Annotated in this window: 17 protein-coding genes; 8 read left to right on the top strand and 9 right to left on the bottom strand. The window is 63.9% G+C overall.

Annotation, left to right across the window (positions count from 1 at the left end; genetic code table 11):
- Window positions 1–46: 46 nt before the first annotated feature.
- Both JV18_RS0111110 and JV18_RS0111105 read left to right on the top strand, forming a co-directional pair.
- Window positions 47–1258 carry a toxic anion resistance protein gene (locus JV18_RS0111110; RefSeq protein WP_033074539.1) on the top strand — a complete coding sequence of 404 codons (1212 nt, stop codon included), beginning with the start codon at window positions 47–49 and terminating at the stop codon, window positions 1256–1258.
- A gap of 11 nt (window positions 1259–1269) precedes the next feature.
- Window positions 1270–1995 carry a hypothetical protein gene (locus JV18_RS0111105; RefSeq protein WP_033074538.1) on the top strand — a complete coding sequence of 242 codons (726 nt, stop codon included), beginning with the start codon at window positions 1270–1272 and terminating at the stop codon, window positions 1993–1995.
- 52 nt (window positions 1996–2047) lie between these two features.
- Here the strand turns inward: JV18_RS0111105 and JV18_RS0111100 are convergent, their stop codons facing one another.
- The 5 genes from JV18_RS0111100 to JV18_RS0111085 all read right to left on the bottom strand — a co-directional run bounded on the left by JV18_RS0111100 (window position 2048) and on the right by JV18_RS0111085 (window position 6055).
- Complete coding sequence (locus JV18_RS0111100; RefSeq protein WP_033074537.1) at window positions 2048–3856, bottom strand: ABCB family ABC transporter ATP-binding protein/permease; 1809 nt, start codon at window positions 3854–3856, stop codon at window positions 2048–2050.
- 78 nt (window positions 3857–3934) lie between these two features.
- Window positions 3935–4102: a hypothetical protein gene (locus JV18_RS15435; RefSeq protein ID WP_160174194.1), complete on the bottom strand. Its 168-nt coding sequence runs from the start codon at window positions 4100–4102 to the stop codon at window positions 3935–3937.
- A 100-nt stretch (window positions 4103–4202) separates the two neighbouring features.
- Window positions 4203–4781, bottom strand: coding sequence for an LptA/OstA family protein (locus JV18_RS0111095; RefSeq protein WP_081944773.1), 579 nt, complete (start codon window positions 4779–4781; stop codon window positions 4203–4205).
- The gene (lptC, locus tag JV18_RS0111090) at window positions 4778–5416 is read right to left on the bottom strand and encodes an LPS export ABC transporter periplasmic protein LptC (protein ID WP_033074536.1); all 639 of its coding nucleotides are present in this window, start codon (window positions 5414–5416) and stop codon (window positions 4778–4780) included. The genes JV18_RS0111095 and lptC overlap by 4 nt, the downstream gene beginning before the upstream one ends.
- Window positions 5417–5437: 21 nt before the next feature.
- Entirely contained in the window at window positions 5438–6055 is a 618-nt protein-coding gene (locus JV18_RS0111085) for a ribonuclease D (RefSeq protein WP_033075274.1), read from the bottom strand.
- Window positions 6056–6331: 276 nt separating this feature from the next.
- Here JV18_RS0111085 and JV18_RS15755 point away from each other — a divergent pair, with 276 nt between their 5' ends.
- Window positions 6332–7105: a cold-shock protein gene (locus JV18_RS15755; protein WP_033074535.1), complete on the top strand. Its 774-nt coding sequence runs from the start codon at window positions 6332–6334 to the stop codon at window positions 7103–7105.
- 126 nt (window positions 7106–7231) lie between these two features.
- Here JV18_RS15755 and JV18_RS0111075 read toward each other — a convergent pair whose 3' ends face one another.
- The 4 genes from JV18_RS0111075 to JV18_RS0111060 form a co-directional block, all read right to left on the bottom strand.
- Window positions 7232–7687 carry a Dps family protein gene (locus tag JV18_RS0111075; protein ID WP_081944772.1) on the bottom strand — a complete coding sequence of 152 codons (456 nt, stop codon included), beginning with the start codon at window positions 7685–7687 and terminating at the stop codon, window positions 7232–7234.
- A 108-nt stretch (window positions 7688–7795) separates the two neighbouring features.
- A complete protein-coding gene (locus JV18_RS0111070) occupies window positions 7796–8359 on the bottom strand; it encodes a TMEM165/GDT1 family protein (protein WP_235303176.1) in 564 nt (187 codons plus the stop codon).
- 74 nt (window positions 8360–8433) lie between these two features.
- A complete protein-coding gene (locus tag JV18_RS0111065; protein WP_033074532.1) occupies window positions 8434–8769 on the bottom strand; it encodes a hypothetical protein in 336 nt (111 codons plus the stop codon).
- A gap of 155 nt (window positions 8770–8924) precedes the next feature.
- Window positions 8925–9629 carry a GGDEF domain-containing protein gene (locus JV18_RS0111060; RefSeq protein WP_235303151.1) on the bottom strand — a complete coding sequence of 235 codons (705 nt, stop codon included), beginning with the start codon at window positions 9627–9629 and terminating at the stop codon, window positions 8925–8927.
- 191 nt (window positions 9630–9820) lie between these two features.
- Between JV18_RS0111060 and purE the strand changes: the two genes are divergently transcribed.
- From purE to JV18_RS0111035, 5 genes are read left to right on the top strand one after another with little or no spacing between them, the layout of a single operon-like run.
- Window positions 9821–10318, top strand: a complete 498-nt coding sequence (gene purE / locus JV18_RS0111055) for a 5-(carboxyamino)imidazole ribonucleotide mutase (protein WP_033074530.1) — start codon at window positions 9821–9823, stop codon at window positions 10316–10318.
- Between the two features lie 6 nt (window positions 10319–10324).
- The gene (locus tag JV18_RS0111050) at window positions 10325–11398 is read left to right on the top strand and encodes a 5-(carboxyamino)imidazole ribonucleotide synthase (protein ID WP_033074529.1); all 1074 of its coding nucleotides are present in this window, start codon (window positions 10325–10327) and stop codon (window positions 11396–11398) included.
- Window positions 11395–11886: a dihydrofolate reductase gene (locus JV18_RS0111045; RefSeq protein WP_033074528.1), complete on the top strand. Its 492-nt coding sequence runs from the start codon at window positions 11395–11397 to the stop codon at window positions 11884–11886. The genes JV18_RS0111050 and JV18_RS0111045 overlap by 4 nt, the downstream gene beginning before the upstream one ends.
- A gap of 3 nt (window positions 11887–11889) precedes the next feature.
- Entirely contained in the window at window positions 11890–13080 is a 1191-nt protein-coding gene (locus JV18_RS0111040) for a dipeptidase (protein WP_033074527.1), read from the top strand.
- On the top strand, window positions 13077–14006 hold the full coding sequence (locus JV18_RS0111035) for a bifunctional riboflavin kinase/FAD synthetase (RefSeq protein ID WP_033074526.1): 930 nt from the start codon (window positions 13077–13079) through the stop codon (window positions 14004–14006). Before JV18_RS0111040 ends, JV18_RS0111035 begins: the two co-directional genes overlap by 4 nt.
- The last annotated feature ends 4 nt before the right edge of the window (window positions 14007–14010 follow it).

Raw genomic sequence — 14010 nt, 5'->3', positions numbered from 1 at the left:
ACTCGCATGCCATATTGGCGGCGGCATCGGGGTAGAAGGAACCGGAATGAGCGAACAGACTGCAACCGCGACCGCGACGGACGATCTGAAACTGTCCCCGCCCGAACCCGTGTCCGCGGTAACGCCGGAAAGGGCGGCCGGGCTGGTCCCCCTTTCGACCGAGCAAAAGTCGAAGCTCGACGAGCGGGTCGACAGCTTCATCGACGACCTCGTCGCGCAGGATGAAAATTCCCCCGAATTCGGCAAGCGCATCGACCAGATCACCAATATGGGCCGCAAGGAAATGCTGGAGGCGGCGAGCCATTCGAACCGCTTTCTCGACCGGCCGGTCAAGGCGATGGAGCGCGACAATGACATTGGCTCCAACCTCATCGAACTGCGCAACACGGTCGAGCGGCTCGACCCGTCGGCCAATGGCAAGCTGCTCACCAAGCGCGGCATTCTCGACAAGATTTTCGGGGGGCGCGTCGGCAATTATTTCGCCCAATATCGCAGCGCACAGTCGCACATCAGCGGTGTTCTGACCGCGCTTGCCAATGGCAAGGACGAGCTGCTGATGGACAATGCCGCCATCGACGTCGAGCGCCGCAAGATGTGGGAATCGATGGGCAAGCTGGAACAGATGGTCCACATCGCCCGCACCCTCGACGAACGGCTCGAAGCCAAGGCGAATGAACTCGACGGCACCGATCCCGCCAAGGCGAAGGTGATCCGCGAAAATGCGCTTTTCTATGCGCGCCAGCGCACGCAGGATCTGCTCACCCAGATGGCAGTGACGGTGCAGGGCTATCTCGCGCTCGATCTGGTCAAAAAGAATAATGTCGAACTGGTGAAGGGCGTCGACCGCGCCTCGACCACTACCGTCGGCGCCTTGAAAACCGCGATCACCGTCGCGCAGGCGATGACCAATCAAAAGCTGGTGCTCGAACAGATTACCGCGCTCAACTCCACCACCGCGAACATCATCGACGGCACGTCGAAAATGCTGAAGGAAAATACGGCGCGTATCCATGAACAGGCGGCGTCGAGCACCATCCCGATGGAAACGCTGCAACGCGCCTTCCAGAATATCTATGACACGATGGACGAGATCGACAGCTTCAAGCTGAAGGCGCTCGACACGATGAAAACGACCGTGACCGCGCTGGAAGGCGAAGTCGCCAAGTCGAAGGGCTATATCGCCCGCGCCGAGGGCGCATCGCAGGCGCAGGCGAGCGTCGGCGGCGCCGACAGCCCGCTCGCCGCGATCGAAAGCTGAGCCGGGTGACGATGAGCGAAGTCGACAAGGTCCGCGTCGCGGCCGAAGCCGCGATTGAACGCTCGCACGAGCGCCGCCGCCCCATTGGCACCAAAAGCGTGGCGCTGCGCCGCCAGCATCTGTTCAAGAAAATGGGGCGCGTGCTCATCGCGGGCGGGGTCGTGCTGCTTGGCGCCGCGATCTTCGGCGCGCTGATCCAGCCGCTGGGCTTCACCGGGCTGCTCGCGCTTGTCGTGCTGCTGATCGGCGTGGCCGTGCTGTTCGGCAAATGGCCGCCCTTCCCCGAACCGCGCCAGGCCGACCTGCCCAAGACCGATTTGAAGCAGCTCGCCGGACGCACCGAAATCTGGCTGGAAGCACAGCGCCCCGCGCTCCCCGCGCCCGCGCGCCAGCTGGTCGATGGCATCGGGGTCCAGCTCGACCTGCTCGCGCCGCAGCTTCAAAACCTCGACCCCGCCACCCCGGCGGCAGCCAATATCCGTAAGCTGGTGGGCGAAGATCTGCCCGAACTGGTCGCCGGATATCAGCGCATTCCCGCCGGGCTTCGCAAGGAAGCCCATGCCGGACGCACCCCCGACGACACGCTGGTCGGCGGTTTGCAGATGCTCGAACGCGAAATCGGCGACGCCGCCCGCACCCTTGCCGCGGGCGAACTCGACAAGCTCGCGACGCGCGAACGCTATCTTCAGCTTAAATATCAGGGAATTGACGGCGAAGAGGGGGCGGCCAAGAGCTGACGAACTTAGGGCAGGCTTATCCCCGCCCTCTCGCCTTGACCTTCGCGCGCCCCTAAACCGTCCCCTCTTCGCGCTCGGCCTGCTGGCGCGCCCACATGTCGGCATAAAGGCCGCGCATCGCGAGCAATTCGTCATGCGTGCCCGTTTCGGCAACGCGCCCCTTGTCGAGCACGATGATACGGTCAGCATGGACGACGGTGGACAGGCGGTGCGCGATCACCAGCGTCGTGCGCCGCTCGGCGATACGGTCAAGCGTCGCCTGAATCGCGGCTTCGGTGCGGCTGTCGAGCGCGCTTGTCGCTTCATCAAGGATCAGCAACGGCGGATTTTTGAGCAGGGTGCGCGCAATGGCGACGCGCTGTTTTTCGCCGCCTGACAATTTCAGCCCGCGCTCGCCCACTTCGGTTTCATAGCCATGGGGGAGGCTGGTGATAAAGCCGTCGATGGCAGCGCCCCTGGCGGCGGCGGCAACCTCTTCGGCGCTCGCCCCTTCGCGGCCATAAGCGATATTATAGCCGATGCTGTCGTTGAACAGTACCGTGTCCTGCGGCACGATGCCGATGCTGGCGCGCAGGCTTTGCTGCGTCACCCCGGCGACATCCTGCCCGTCGATCAGCACGCGCCCGCCCTGCGGGTCGTAAAAGCGAAAGAGCAGCCGTGCGATGGTCGATTTGCCCGCGCCCGAGGGGCCGACAATCGCCAGCGTCTCGCCCGCGCCGACGGCAAAGCTCACCCCCTTCAAGATGGTGCGATCTTCGTCATAGCCAAAGATGACATTGTCGAAGGCAACCGCCGCGCCCGCAACCTTCAGCGCCGGGGCGCCGGGGGCGTCGCGCACTTCGGGCGGCGTGTCGATCAGCCGGAACATCGCCTCCATGTCGATCAGCCCCTGGCGAATCGTGCGATAGACCATGCCGAGCAGGTCGAGCGGGCGGAAAAGCTGCGCGAGCAATGTGTTGACCAGCACGACATCGCCCACCGCAAATTCACCCCGCGACCAGCCCCAGACGGTATAGGCCATCGCCCCCGCCATCGCGCCATTGGTGATCAGGCTTTGCCCGATATTCAGCCAGGCGAGGCTGTTTTCGCTTTTGACCGCGGCGCGCGCATATTGGTCGGCAACGTCGCGATAACGCGCCGCCTCACGTTCTTCGGCGCTGAAATATTTGACCGTTTCATAATTGAGCAGGCTGTCGACGCTGCGCCCGACGGTCAGCGTGTCGAGCTCGTTCATCCGCGCGCGCAGCGCGTTGCGCCAGTCGGTCACCTTGCGGGTGAAGAGGATGTAAAGAACGACCATCGCCGCCGTCGCCCCGGCGAGACCAAAGCTGAACTTTGTCCAGAAAATCACCAGCACCGCGATCAACTCGATCACCGTCGGCGCAATATTGAACAGCAGGAAATAGAGCATGGTGTCGATGCTCTTCGTTCCGCGTTCAATCACCTTCGTTACCTCCCCCGTCCGCCGCGCAAGGTGAAAGCGCAGCGACAGGCTGTGCAAATGGGTAAAGGTCGTGGTGGCAAGTTCGCGCGTCGCATCCTGCCCCACGCGTTCGAACACCACATTGCGCAAATTGTCGAAAAGCACCCCGGCAAAGCGCGCGCCGGCATAGGCAAGGACCAGCCCGATGGCGAGCGCCACCCCCGCTTCCATTCCCGGCGCCATGCGGTCGATGGCCGCGCCAAAAAGGAAGCCCATCGACAGCTGCACTGCTTTCGACGCGAGGACAATCAACGCCGCAAAAATGATCCGCAGCTTGTGCCCGCGATGCCCGGCGGGCCAGAGATAAGGGAGAAAGCGCTTGAGCGTCGGGAGGATCGGCGGTTCGCGCCCGGGGGTGATCGCGGTATCAGGAGGCATAGGGCCATGTAGGGGCTGGGACGCAGTGCGCCAACCGCTCCTGGAAACAAAGCCTTAAAGGGCCAAGGCTGGAAAGGTTCAGCGCCGCCGCATCAGCGCCGAGTGCCGCAGGATGCGCTCGACCAGCCGCAACTCTTCACGCGTCAGCGGTTGCTGCGCGCTCGCTTCACAATCCAAGGGCAAGCGATGCCGTCCAAAAGCGCGGGATTGCGAGCGTGAAAGCGGAGGGTGAATAGAGGAAGCCATGGACGATCCTTCGCAAGGAGCGGCGTCCCCCCTTCACCGCGACGATGGTCCCGTCTCTTCCTCTATCCCTTGCAGGTTTCCGCCGGGCAAAGGAAAGTGGTTATTCTTTCCTTTGCGGCACGGTAAAGGTGCCCGTCACGCGCCCGCCGGTGCCGCCCGCCACGGGATTGCCATCGGGCCCGCGCGCCGCACCGCGCCCGTCGACCGTGGCACGCCCGCTGTTGAGGTCGATCACCAGCCGCCCGCCCGACAGGCGGTTGCCGCGCTGGCGCAATTCGACATTGCCGACCATGGTGATGATCCGCCGGTCGAGGTCGTAAATGGCAACATTGCCCGACGCGCGTTCATCGCCCTTGGTCACCACCACACCGCCCGTTGCGTCGAGCCGGTGCACCTCGGTACCCCCGACGCGCGAATAGGCGACGGTCATGCGCTGAGCCGTCAGCGTCAGTCCGGCCTGGGTCACACGGACATTGCCCGATATCACGACCCGGTCGGCGCGATCCTGGACCTCGATATCGCCTGCCACGAAATTAACAGGCGCATTGCTATTGTGATTGGCGAGCGCCTGCGCCTGCGCGGCACTGCCGCCAGTGCCGGTTGCCAGCAGGGCCATGCCGGTGAGCGCAAAGCTTGCCGCAGCCACCGCCACGCTCTTTCGGTTCCAAAGCCCCGTCATTTCAGCACTCCCTGATTGATCGTCAGTCGCGCATTGCCCGACAGGCGGACGGTCCGCTTGTCAAGATCGGCGGTCATCGCGTTGGCCGAAAAACGTCCGATGTTCAATGCACCCTGAACGCCGCCACTGCCGATCAGGCTGCGGTTTTTCATGTCGACGACCACATTGGTCGCGTCAATACGATAGCCGTCGGCGCTCGCCAGTTTGACGAGGCCGGGAACCAGCACGCGCTCCGTCTCCATATTATAGGCACCCTCCAGCGCCGCGATGGTGGCCGGACCATCGGCCAGCTTGATCGCCCCCGACAGATTTTCCATCCGCACAATGGGTTCAGCCGAGCTTTTCTGCACCGCACTTCCCGCAATCAACGCAAAGGGCTGCCCCTTGGAATCCTGTCCGCGATATTCGGCGCGGGTCACCCGCATGCGCTCTTTCGCGACCTCGACCTTGTCCTTGGCGAGCAGAAAGCTGATCTCGGCGCGCTGTGTAAACGGCGAAAAAACCAGAATCGCGCCGATCAGCCCGATCAGCGCCGGCAGGACAAAGCGCAGGGCGCGCACCAGCCGGTCGTGGCTCGACCCGCGCGCCGCCCACAGGCGCCGCATGCTGCGATCCACTTCGGCCTGTTCCGACATCGCCTGTCCGCCGCCCGTCCGTCAGCTATGCGCGAAAATATCGACCTCGGGCCATCCCGCAAGGTCAAGCGCCGCGCGCGTCGGCAAAAAGTCAAAGCAAGCCTGGGCAAGATGGGTGCGCCCTTCACGTGCAAGGCGGGCGTCGAGCACCTCCTTCATCGCATGCAGAAACCGGACATCGCTCGCGGCATAGTCGCGCTGCGCTTCGCTCAGTTCGGCGGCGCCCCAGTCGCTCGACTGCTGCTGCTTCGACACTTCCTGTCCCAACAGCTCGCGTACCAATTCCTTCAGCCCGTGGCGGTCGGTATAGGTTCGCACCAGCTTCGAGGCGATTTTGGTGCAGTAAACCGGCGCGGTCACCACCCCCAGGGCCTGTTGCAACGCGGCAATGTCGAACCGTGCAAAGTGAAACAGCTTCAGCCGGTCAGGATCGGTCAGCACCGCTTTCAGCACGGGCGCTTCATAGCGACTGCCGGGGGCGAAACGCACCAGATGCTCATCACCCTTGCCGTCGCTGATCTGAACGAGACACAGGCGGTCGCGCATGGGATTAAGCCCCATCGTCTCGGTATCGACGGCAACGGAGCCAGGGCCGAGCGCGTCGGCGGGCAAATCTTCTTCGTGGAAATAAACTGTCATGTTTTCGGCCTTACGCGAAGCCGACGTGCCGCTCAATGACTGGTTTTTACGGGAGCGCCCACCAATAGCCAGCGCCTTTACCCCTAATTACGACCAAATGTGCATAAAGAGCCTTCAGCCATTTGAATTTTCTGTTCGCAGAATGGCTTGCGATGCGTTATAAGTTACGCCGTAAACGGCATGGGGCGAGTCTGTGCCCGCGGCAAATTGCGTTTCCGTCCGGCGCAATGCGCTGGTAAAATGGGGTATGGACGAAGCGAAAGCGACTACTAAGCAATGAGTTTCAACAAGGATCGCCGTGGCCATCGGGGACGCGGCAAGCGCGACGACTTCGGCAATTTCGACAGTTTTGAACCCGCTCCTTACGGCGGCGACAATTATGGCGGCGGCCGTGGCGGCTTCGGCGGCGACCGGGGCGGATTCGGGGATCGTGGCGGCTTTGGCGGCGGCGGTGCCGGCGGCGGCGGCGGCGGAGGATTTGGCGGCGGCGGGGGCGGCTTCGGCGGCGGACGCGGCGGCGGAATGCCCGCTCAGGTTGTCGGCGAAGGCCAGGGCACGGTGAAATTCTTCAACCCGTCCAAAGGTTTTGGCTTTATCGCCCGCGAAGATGGGGGCGAAGATGTCTTCGTCCATATCAGCGCGGTCGAACAGGCCGGCCTGCAGGGCCTGGCCTCGGGTCAGCCGCTGGGCTTCACCCTCGTCGAACGCAATGGCAAGGTTTCGGCCATCGACCTCAAGATTGAGGGCGAGCCGATGCCGGTTGAGGAATTTGCGCCCCGCCGCGACGATCGCGCCGCCCCGGGCGGCGCACGCGGCCGGCGTCAGCTGACGGGTGAACGCACCTCCGGCACGGTGAAATTTTTCAACACGACGAAGGGCTTTGGCTTCATTGCCCGCGATGACGGACAGGCCGACGCCTTTGTCCATATCAGCGCGGTGCAGCGCGCCGGCATGGCGGGCCTCGATGAAGGCGACCGCGTCGCTTTCGATATCGAGGTGGATGATCGCGGCAAATTTGCAGCGGTCAATCTCCAGCCCGAACAAGGCTGAGAACAGAGACATTCTCTTCAAGTAAAAGGGCGGCTCCATCGGGCCGCCCTTTTCGTTTCACGCTATCCTTGTCACAACAGGGCGGTCGTGCGCGCTGCCGGGCTGCTCACGGCCTATTGGCACGACTTAACCGTCGAGCGTTGCTTTCAAGAACCAGATACGCTGTTCGGTCTGGTCCGCCCATTCATCAATGATGCCGCTCGTCGCAATATCATCAGCCGCTTCGGCAGCCGCCTTTGCCTCACGAATCCGCTCCAGCAAACGTTCATTGTCGGCGGCAAGCCGCTCGATCATCGCATCGGCAGCCAGGCCCTCGCTGTCGTCATCCTTGATCGACTGATGGCGGCTGATATCGCCAATCGAGCGCAAGGTCCCCGCGCCGTTTTTACGCACCCGCTCCGCGATCAGATCGGTCGTCGCCAATATTTCGCCGGCTTGTTCGTCGAACAACAGATGCAGGTCGCGAAAACGCGGGCCTTTCACATGCCAATGATAATTTTTGGTCTTCAGATAGAGAGCGAAACTGTCGGCAAGCAAAGCATTTAGCGCATCGACGACATTGGGGCTGTTCTTCTGGGACATGGAGTTCATCCTTTCTCTTGCTCTTATCCATATAGGAAGCGGACGCTCGCCTGCCCATAAAAGCTCCCTATCGCGCTTATCGAAAAAATTGATCAATAGGCGGGAACCTTATCGGGATTCGATCAAACCAAATGCCGTCAACGCCGCGCGCAAGGCCCAAAAAGCCAGCACTGCCGCCGCTGTCCAACGCAACCAGCGCGCCCCTCGATGATCGGCGAGCGCCGGACCAAAGGCGAGCATGGGCAGCATGGCGAGCACCCAGCCGATGCTGCCGCCCGCGGCGGCCCAATGGCCCGCGCCGGTCGTGGCGGCGAGCGCGCCGATCAGGAAATGGCTGCGGTCGCCCAGCTGCGCCAGGGTCAGGCGTGCCCCCAGCATCGGGGCCGACAATGGCGCCAGCACCTGGACTTCAGGCATCAACCGCCCGCGCCACAACAGCGCCAACGCCGCTGTGCCGAGCGCAAAGGCAACAAGCAGCGCCACCACCCCCTGCCCCACCATCCGGCTGAGCGCCGCACCAAAGAAAGCGGCGGCGATCGCATTGACCAGAAAAGCGCCCACGGCAATGGCGATGACGCGCCCCCGGTCACGGCGCCGCGCAAGCAGACCGGACAAAAGGGCGCCGCTGCGCCCGTCCGCATTGGCCAGCATCACCGCCACCAGCGCGATCATAATTGCATCCATGGACAGGGGATGTGACCCGCCCGCGCGCCGGGGTCAAGCAGGCTCCGCTGCGATGATCTTGATCAACATGTCAGGCGCACCGCCACCGACGCCAGCCAGGCATCGGCCACGCCCGCTGGCAAAGGGCCTCGCGGCGCATGCGCAGCATCCTGCATCGCCGCGAAATAGGTTCGAATGGCCGCACCGCGCCCGTCGGCCGCGACCGCCGATTCCAAATGGCTCGCCAATATCTCGACCGCCGGATATCCATTGTCCCGTGCCAGGCAGCGGATATCATCCACGCCCCGTACAATTTCAGTGAGACCGCAGCGCGGCAGCGCACTCGCCAGCGCGTCGATCCGATCGGCGAGATGCGCCTCCATATCGGGCGCGGGCTCCGGAACATAATGGTTACGCATCGAGCACCCCCTGATTGCAGGGATGCTGCGTCAAAATGGTTAACAAGGCCTTGAAGCCGCTCCGCCGCCCGCGCGCCTAAGCCAGAAATCGACCACGAAAGCGGAATAAAAAGGGGGTGGGCGGGTCTGGCCTCAGAGCCAGCGCCGGGCGCGTCTCAACGCGCGCTCGCCGCATTCTTTTCCCGCTTGCACCGATACATATCGCGGTCAGCAGCAGCCAATATATCGGACTCGGTCGCCCCGCTTTCGAGCATCGCAACGCCGAAACAAGCCGACAGGCTGATATCATGCCCGTCATATTGGGCGGGCGTCGCGCTCAGCAACTCGCGCAGCCGCTTGACCTGCGCGCGCGCGCCCTCTTCGCTCGACTGGTCGAGGATCAGGCCAAATTCATCGCCGCCGATCCGCGCGGCGACATCGGTCGAACGGATCGAACAGGAAAGGCGCTTGGCAATTTCCAACAGCGCAAAATCGCCGCCAGCATGGCCATAATTATCATTGATATATTTGAGCTGATTGACGTCGACAAATACGACCGCCGCGCTTTCGGCATGGCGTTCAAAACGCGCAATGCGCTGATGAATGGCAGTCAGAAAATAGCGGCGGTTGAACAGCGGTGTCAGCGTGTCGCGCTCGGACACGCGCTCCAGTTCGGCAACGGCGATCTTGAGGACGCGGTTTTCCCGGCGAAGCGCGTCGCGCTCGCGGCGTAGTTCGCGCATTTGGTCCTCGATGGAATCCGCAGGGGCAACGCCGGGCTGATCAACCGCGATTCGTGCCCCCCCCACAATATCCATGCTCAGTTCCCAGTCCCTGTCCTCGACCCCGGCCCCGATGCCAGCGTCGCATATTCTCTGCATAGCGCGCACATCATACCAAGACGTAAACGGGGGCCATTGGTTGCCCCGGCCGCTTCTTATCGCCATCGCCGTGAGCGACGTTGCCCGCGCCTGTCCGACTCGCTAGGGGAAGGTCAAGGGTTCAGGAATCGCGGGGCCGTATCGGCGGCATTTGCTCCCGCCTTTCGCGTCGGTGCAGGAGAGAGGGTTTCATGGAAGGCAGCACGCCCAGCGTCGGGGTAATCATGGGCAGCCAGTCGGACTGGACGACCATGGCGCACGCCGTCCAGATCCTGGAACAATTGGATATTGCGCATGAGGTGCAGATCGTCTCGGCGCATCGCACCCCCGACCGCCTCGTCGACTATGCCAAGAGCGCGGCGGACCGCGGCCTTCGCGCGATTATCGCGGGCGCGGGAGGCGCGGCGCATCTGCCGGGCATGGTCGCGGCGATGACGCGCGTTCCCGTGCTCGGCGTCCCCGTGCAATCGGCGGCGCTCAGCGGCATGGACAGCCTTCTGTCCATCGTCCAGATGCCCGGCGGCGTCCCCGTCGCCACCTTTGCCATCGGCAAGGCGGGGGCGATCAACGCCGGCCTGTTCGCTGCCGCGCTGCTCGCCAATGAAGATGGCGCGCTGGCTCAGCGGCTCGACGCCTGGCGGACCGCCCAGACCGAAAGCGTCGCCCCCATTCCGGTTCGCGAAGGATAGTCTCGCTTGCTCGCTCCCGGTTCGACCATCGGCATTTTGGGTGGCGGCCAGCTTGGCCGGATGCTCAGCGTCGCTGCCGCGCAGCTTGGTTACAAAACGCACATCTATGCGCCCGAGGCGGAAAGCGTCGCCGCCGATGTCGCGGCGCGCCACACGCGCGCGGCATGGGATGATGAACAAAGGCTCGCGGCCTTTGCCGCTGCATGCGACGTCGTCACGCTCGAATTTGAAAATGTGCCCGTCGATACGGTCCGCTTCCTTGCGGGTCATGTCGCGGTGCACCCCGGCGCCAAGGCGCTGGAGGCGGCGCAGGACCGGCTGACCGAGAAAAATTTCGTCGCCGGATTGGGCGGACGCCCCGCCCCGTTCGCCCCGGCCCCCGATCGCGCCGCACTCGACGTCGCGCTCGAACGCATCGGCACCCCCGCCATATTGAAGACCGTCCGCATGGGCTATGACGGCAAGGGGCAGGCGCGTCTGGCCACACCCGCCGACGCCGATGCGGCGTGGGACGCCATCGGCGGGCAGGCCGCGGTGCTGGAGGGCTTTGTCACCTTCGACCATGAATTTTCGGTGATCCTGGTGCGCGGCATCGACGGCGAAATCCGTTTCTGGGATTCGCCGGTCAACGTCCATGAAGGCGGCATTCTCGCCACCTCCAGCCTGCCCCCGCCCGGCATCGTCGTCGAACAGCAAGCGGCAGCGCGGGCGATGATGCGCGATATTGTCGATGCGCTCGATTATATCGGCGTGCTGACGGGTGAATTTTTCGCCTGCGAAGGCGGGCCGCTGTTCAACGAAATGGCACCGCGCGTCCACAACAGCGGCCATTGGACGATCGAGGGCGCGGTGACGAGCCAGTTTGAAAATCATATTCGCGCGGTCGCGGGCCTGCCGCTGGGCAGCACTGCTACCGCCGCGTTGCCCGTCACCATGCGAAATCTGATCGGCGATGCCATTGGGGAGGTGCCCCGGCTCCTCGCCGACGGCAACGCCCATGTGCATCATTATGGCAAGGCAGAGGTGCGCGACGGGCGCAAGCTCGGCCATGCCACCTGGGTGGGAGCCTCTTCTGCATGAACCGACCGGACATCACGCTGATCCTCGCGCGCGCCGCCAATGGCATTATCGGCGCCGATGGCAAGATGCCCTGGCATGTTCCCGCCGACCTGCGCCGTTTCAAACAGCTCACCATGGGCCGCCCGATGATCATGGGACGCAAAACCTATGACAGCCTGCCCGCCGTGCTCGAAGGGCGGCGCCACATCGTCCTGACCCGCGACCCCGAATGGGAAGGGGAGGATGCCGAGCCCGTCGCCAGCGTCGAGGAAGCGCTGCGCCTCGCCAATGCGCCGCAGGTGATGGTGATCGGCGGGGCCGAAATCTACCACCTCTTCCTGCCGCTCGCGACGCGCATCGAACTCACCGAAGTGGCGCTGGAGCCAAAGGGCGATGCGACGATCGCCTATCCGGGGCCCGCCGACTGGCGCGAAGTTGCGCGCGAAGATCATCCGGCCGAGGGCAGCCGCCCCGCCTACAGCTTCGTCACTTTCGTCCGAAAGGATTAGGCGATGCGGCGCTGGCTTCTGATTCTTCTCGCTCTGCTTGTCCTTCTGATCGGCGGCGCGCTGGCCTTTGCCCCCGGCATCGCCGAACGCAGCATGAACCGGATCGACGGCAAGCCGCTCCCCGCCGTCAGCCAGCGCGCGCAGGATCTGCACAAGACGCTCGCCATCGTCGATCTGCACAGCGACACCTTGCTGTGGAAGCGCGATATTCTGGACCGCGCGAGCCGCGGCCATATGGACCTGCCCCGGCTGGAGGAAGGTCATGTCGCGCTCCAGATTCTCTCCAGCGTCACCAAGACGCCCAAGGGGCAGAATTATGACGCTAATGGCGCCGACAGCGACAATATCACCGCGCTCGCCATCGCGCAGCTTCAGCCGGTGCGGACATGGAATTCGCTGCTCGAACGCTCGCTCTGGCATGCCGAAAAGCTGCACCGTGCGGTGGCCGGGTCCAAAGGGGCGCTGCAAGCCGTCGCCACCCCCGCCGACATCGACACGCTGCTTGCCGCGCGCAAGGGGCGTCCGCTTCCCGTCGGTGCGATGCTCAGCATCGAAGGGCTGCAAAATCTCGAAGGCGATATCGCCAATCTCGACCGGCTGTACGATGCCGGTTTCCGCATGGCCGGCCTCACCCATTTTTTCGATAATGAACTGGCGGGATCGATGCACGGCCTTGAAAAAGGCGGCCTGACCCCCCTGGGCCGGCAGGTCGTCGAACGCATGGAAGCCAGGGGGATGATCGTCGATATCGCCCATTGCAGCGAGGCCTGCGTCGCCGACATATTGAAAATGGCGCGCCGCCCCGTCGTCTCCAGCCATGGCGGAGTGCAGGCGGTGTGCCGCGTCAACCGCAACCTCAGCGACGATCAGATTCGCGGGGTCGCGGCAACGGGCGGGCTCGTCGGCATCGGCTATTGGGATGGCGCGATCTGCGACACCTCGCCCGCGACCATCGCCAGGGCGATGAAGCATGTCCGCGATCTGGTCGGCATCGAACATGTCGCGCTGGGCAGCGATTATGACGGCGCGACCACGGTGCGCTTCGATACGTCAAAGCTGGTGCAGGTGACGCAGGCGCTGATCGACGCCGGGTTCAGCGACGATGAAATCCGCGCGGTGATGGGCGGCAATGCGCTGCGCGTGCTCAAGGCCGGGCTAACCCCGCTGGTGCCGCCTGCGACAGCAGCGCCATGATCCGCCTCGACGGCCACAGCCGTATCGAGGCGCCCTTGCGCGGCGGCGTCATTGCGCTCGGCAATTTCGACGGCTTCCACGGCGGGCATCAGGCGGTCGTCGGACGCGCGGTGCGCCATGCCCGCGACGAGGGGCGCCCCGCCATCGTCGCCACCTTTGACCCGCATCCGGTGCGCTTTTTCAAGCCCGACGCCTCGCCCTTCCGCCTGACAACGCTCGACCAAAGGCAGGCGCTGTTCGGCGCGGCGGGGGCCGATGCGATGCTTGTCCTTCCTTTCGACGCCGCGCTCGCGGGCACCAGCGCAGAGGATTTTATCACCAGCCTGCTGCTCGACCGCTATGGCGCCGCAGGCGTCGTCACCGGCGCCGATTTCGTATTTGGCAAGGGGCGCAGCGGCGATGTCGTGACCCTCGCCGACCATGCCCGCCGCCTTGGCTTTTTCACCGAAATGGTCTCCCCCGTCGACGATAGCGACGAAGTCATTTCCTCCAGCCGCATTCGCGCCGCGCTACAGGCGGGCGACTGCGCCACCGCCGCGCGCCTTCTCACCCGCCCCTTCACCGTGCGCGGCACCGTCCAGCATGGCGACAAAAATGGCCGCCTGCTGGGCTTCCCCACCGCCAATCTCGACATGGGAAGCTATTTGCGCCCGCGCTATGGCATTTATGCGGTGACCGGCCGCCTGCCCGATGGCCGCGTGCTGAAGGGCGCCGCCAATCTGGGCATCCGCCCCAGCTTCGACCCGCCCAAGGAATTGCTCGAACCCCATTTCTTCGATTTTTCGGGCGATCTTTATGGTCAGGAAATCGACGTCGCCTTTCACGCCTTCATCCGGCCCGAGGCGAAGTTCGACGATATGGATGCGCTGATGAAACAAATGGCCGCCGATTGCGATCGGGCGCGCGCCCTCTTGTCGGGCATCTGATAAC

Origin of the sequence: Sphingopyxis sp. MWB1, from assembly GCF_000763945.1 — a bacterium.
Classification (GTDB): domain Bacteria; phylum Pseudomonadota; class Alphaproteobacteria; order Sphingomonadales; family Sphingomonadaceae; genus Sphingopyxis.
The sequence above is the reverse complement of the archived record's forward strand: the minus strand, read 5'-3'. Positions and strand labels throughout refer to the sequence as shown.

Excerpts from the sequence above, each read along its gene's own strand:
- JV18_RS0111110 (WP_033074539.1), top strand. The coding sequence starts at position 47 with ATGAGCGAACAGACTGCAACCGCGACCGCGACGGACGATCTGAAACTG.
- JV18_RS0111105 (WP_033074538.1), top strand. The coding sequence starts at position 1,270 with ATGAGCGAAGTCGACAAGGTCCGCGTCGCGGCCGAAGCCGCGATTGAA.
- JV18_RS0111100 (WP_033074537.1), bottom strand. The coding sequence starts at position 3,856 with ATGCCTCCTGATACCGCGATCACCCCCGGGCGCGAACCGCCGATCCTC.
- JV18_RS15435 (WP_160174194.1), bottom strand. The coding sequence starts at position 4,102 with ATGGCTTCCTCTATTCACCCTCCGCTTTCACGCTCGCAATCCCGCGCT.
- JV18_RS0111095 (WP_081944773.1), bottom strand. The coding sequence starts at position 4,781 with ATGACGGGGCTTTGGAACCGAAAGAGCGTGGCGGTGGCTGCGGCAAGC.
- lptC (WP_033074536.1), bottom strand. The coding sequence starts at position 5,416 with ATGTCGGAACAGGCCGAAGTGGATCGCAGCATGCGGCGCCTGTGGGCG.
- JV18_RS0111085 (WP_033075274.1), bottom strand. The coding sequence starts at position 6,055 with ATGACAGTTTATTTCCACGAAGAAGATTTGCCCGCCGACGCGCTCGGC.
- JV18_RS15755 (WP_033074535.1), top strand. The coding sequence starts at position 6,332 with ATGAGTTTCAACAAGGATCGCCGTGGCCATCGGGGACGCGGCAAGCGC.
- JV18_RS0111075 (WP_081944772.1), bottom strand. The coding sequence starts at position 7,687 with ATGTCCCAGAAGAACAGCCCCAATGTCGTCGATGCGCTAAATGCTTTG.
- JV18_RS0111070 (WP_235303176.1), bottom strand. The coding sequence starts at position 8,359 with ATGATCGCGCTGGTGGCGGTGATGCTGGCCAATGCGGACGGGCGCAGC.
- JV18_RS0111065 (WP_033074532.1), bottom strand. The coding sequence starts at position 8,769 with ATGCGTAACCATTATGTTCCGGAGCCCGCGCCCGATATGGAGGCGCAT.
- JV18_RS0111060 (WP_235303151.1), bottom strand. The coding sequence starts at position 9,629 with ATGCAGAGAATATGCGACGCTGGCATCGGGGCCGGGGTCGAGGACAGG.
- purE (WP_033074530.1), top strand. The coding sequence starts at position 9,821 with ATGGAAGGCAGCACGCCCAGCGTCGGGGTAATCATGGGCAGCCAGTCG.
- JV18_RS0111045 (WP_033074528.1), top strand. The coding sequence starts at position 11,395 with ATGAACCGACCGGACATCACGCTGATCCTCGCGCGCGCCGCCAATGGC.
- JV18_RS0111040 (WP_033074527.1), top strand. The coding sequence starts at position 11,890 with ATGCGGCGCTGGCTTCTGATTCTTCTCGCTCTGCTTGTCCTTCTGATC.
- JV18_RS0111035 (WP_033074526.1), top strand. The coding sequence starts at position 13,077 with ATGATCCGCCTCGACGGCCACAGCCGTATCGAGGCGCCCTTGCGCGGC.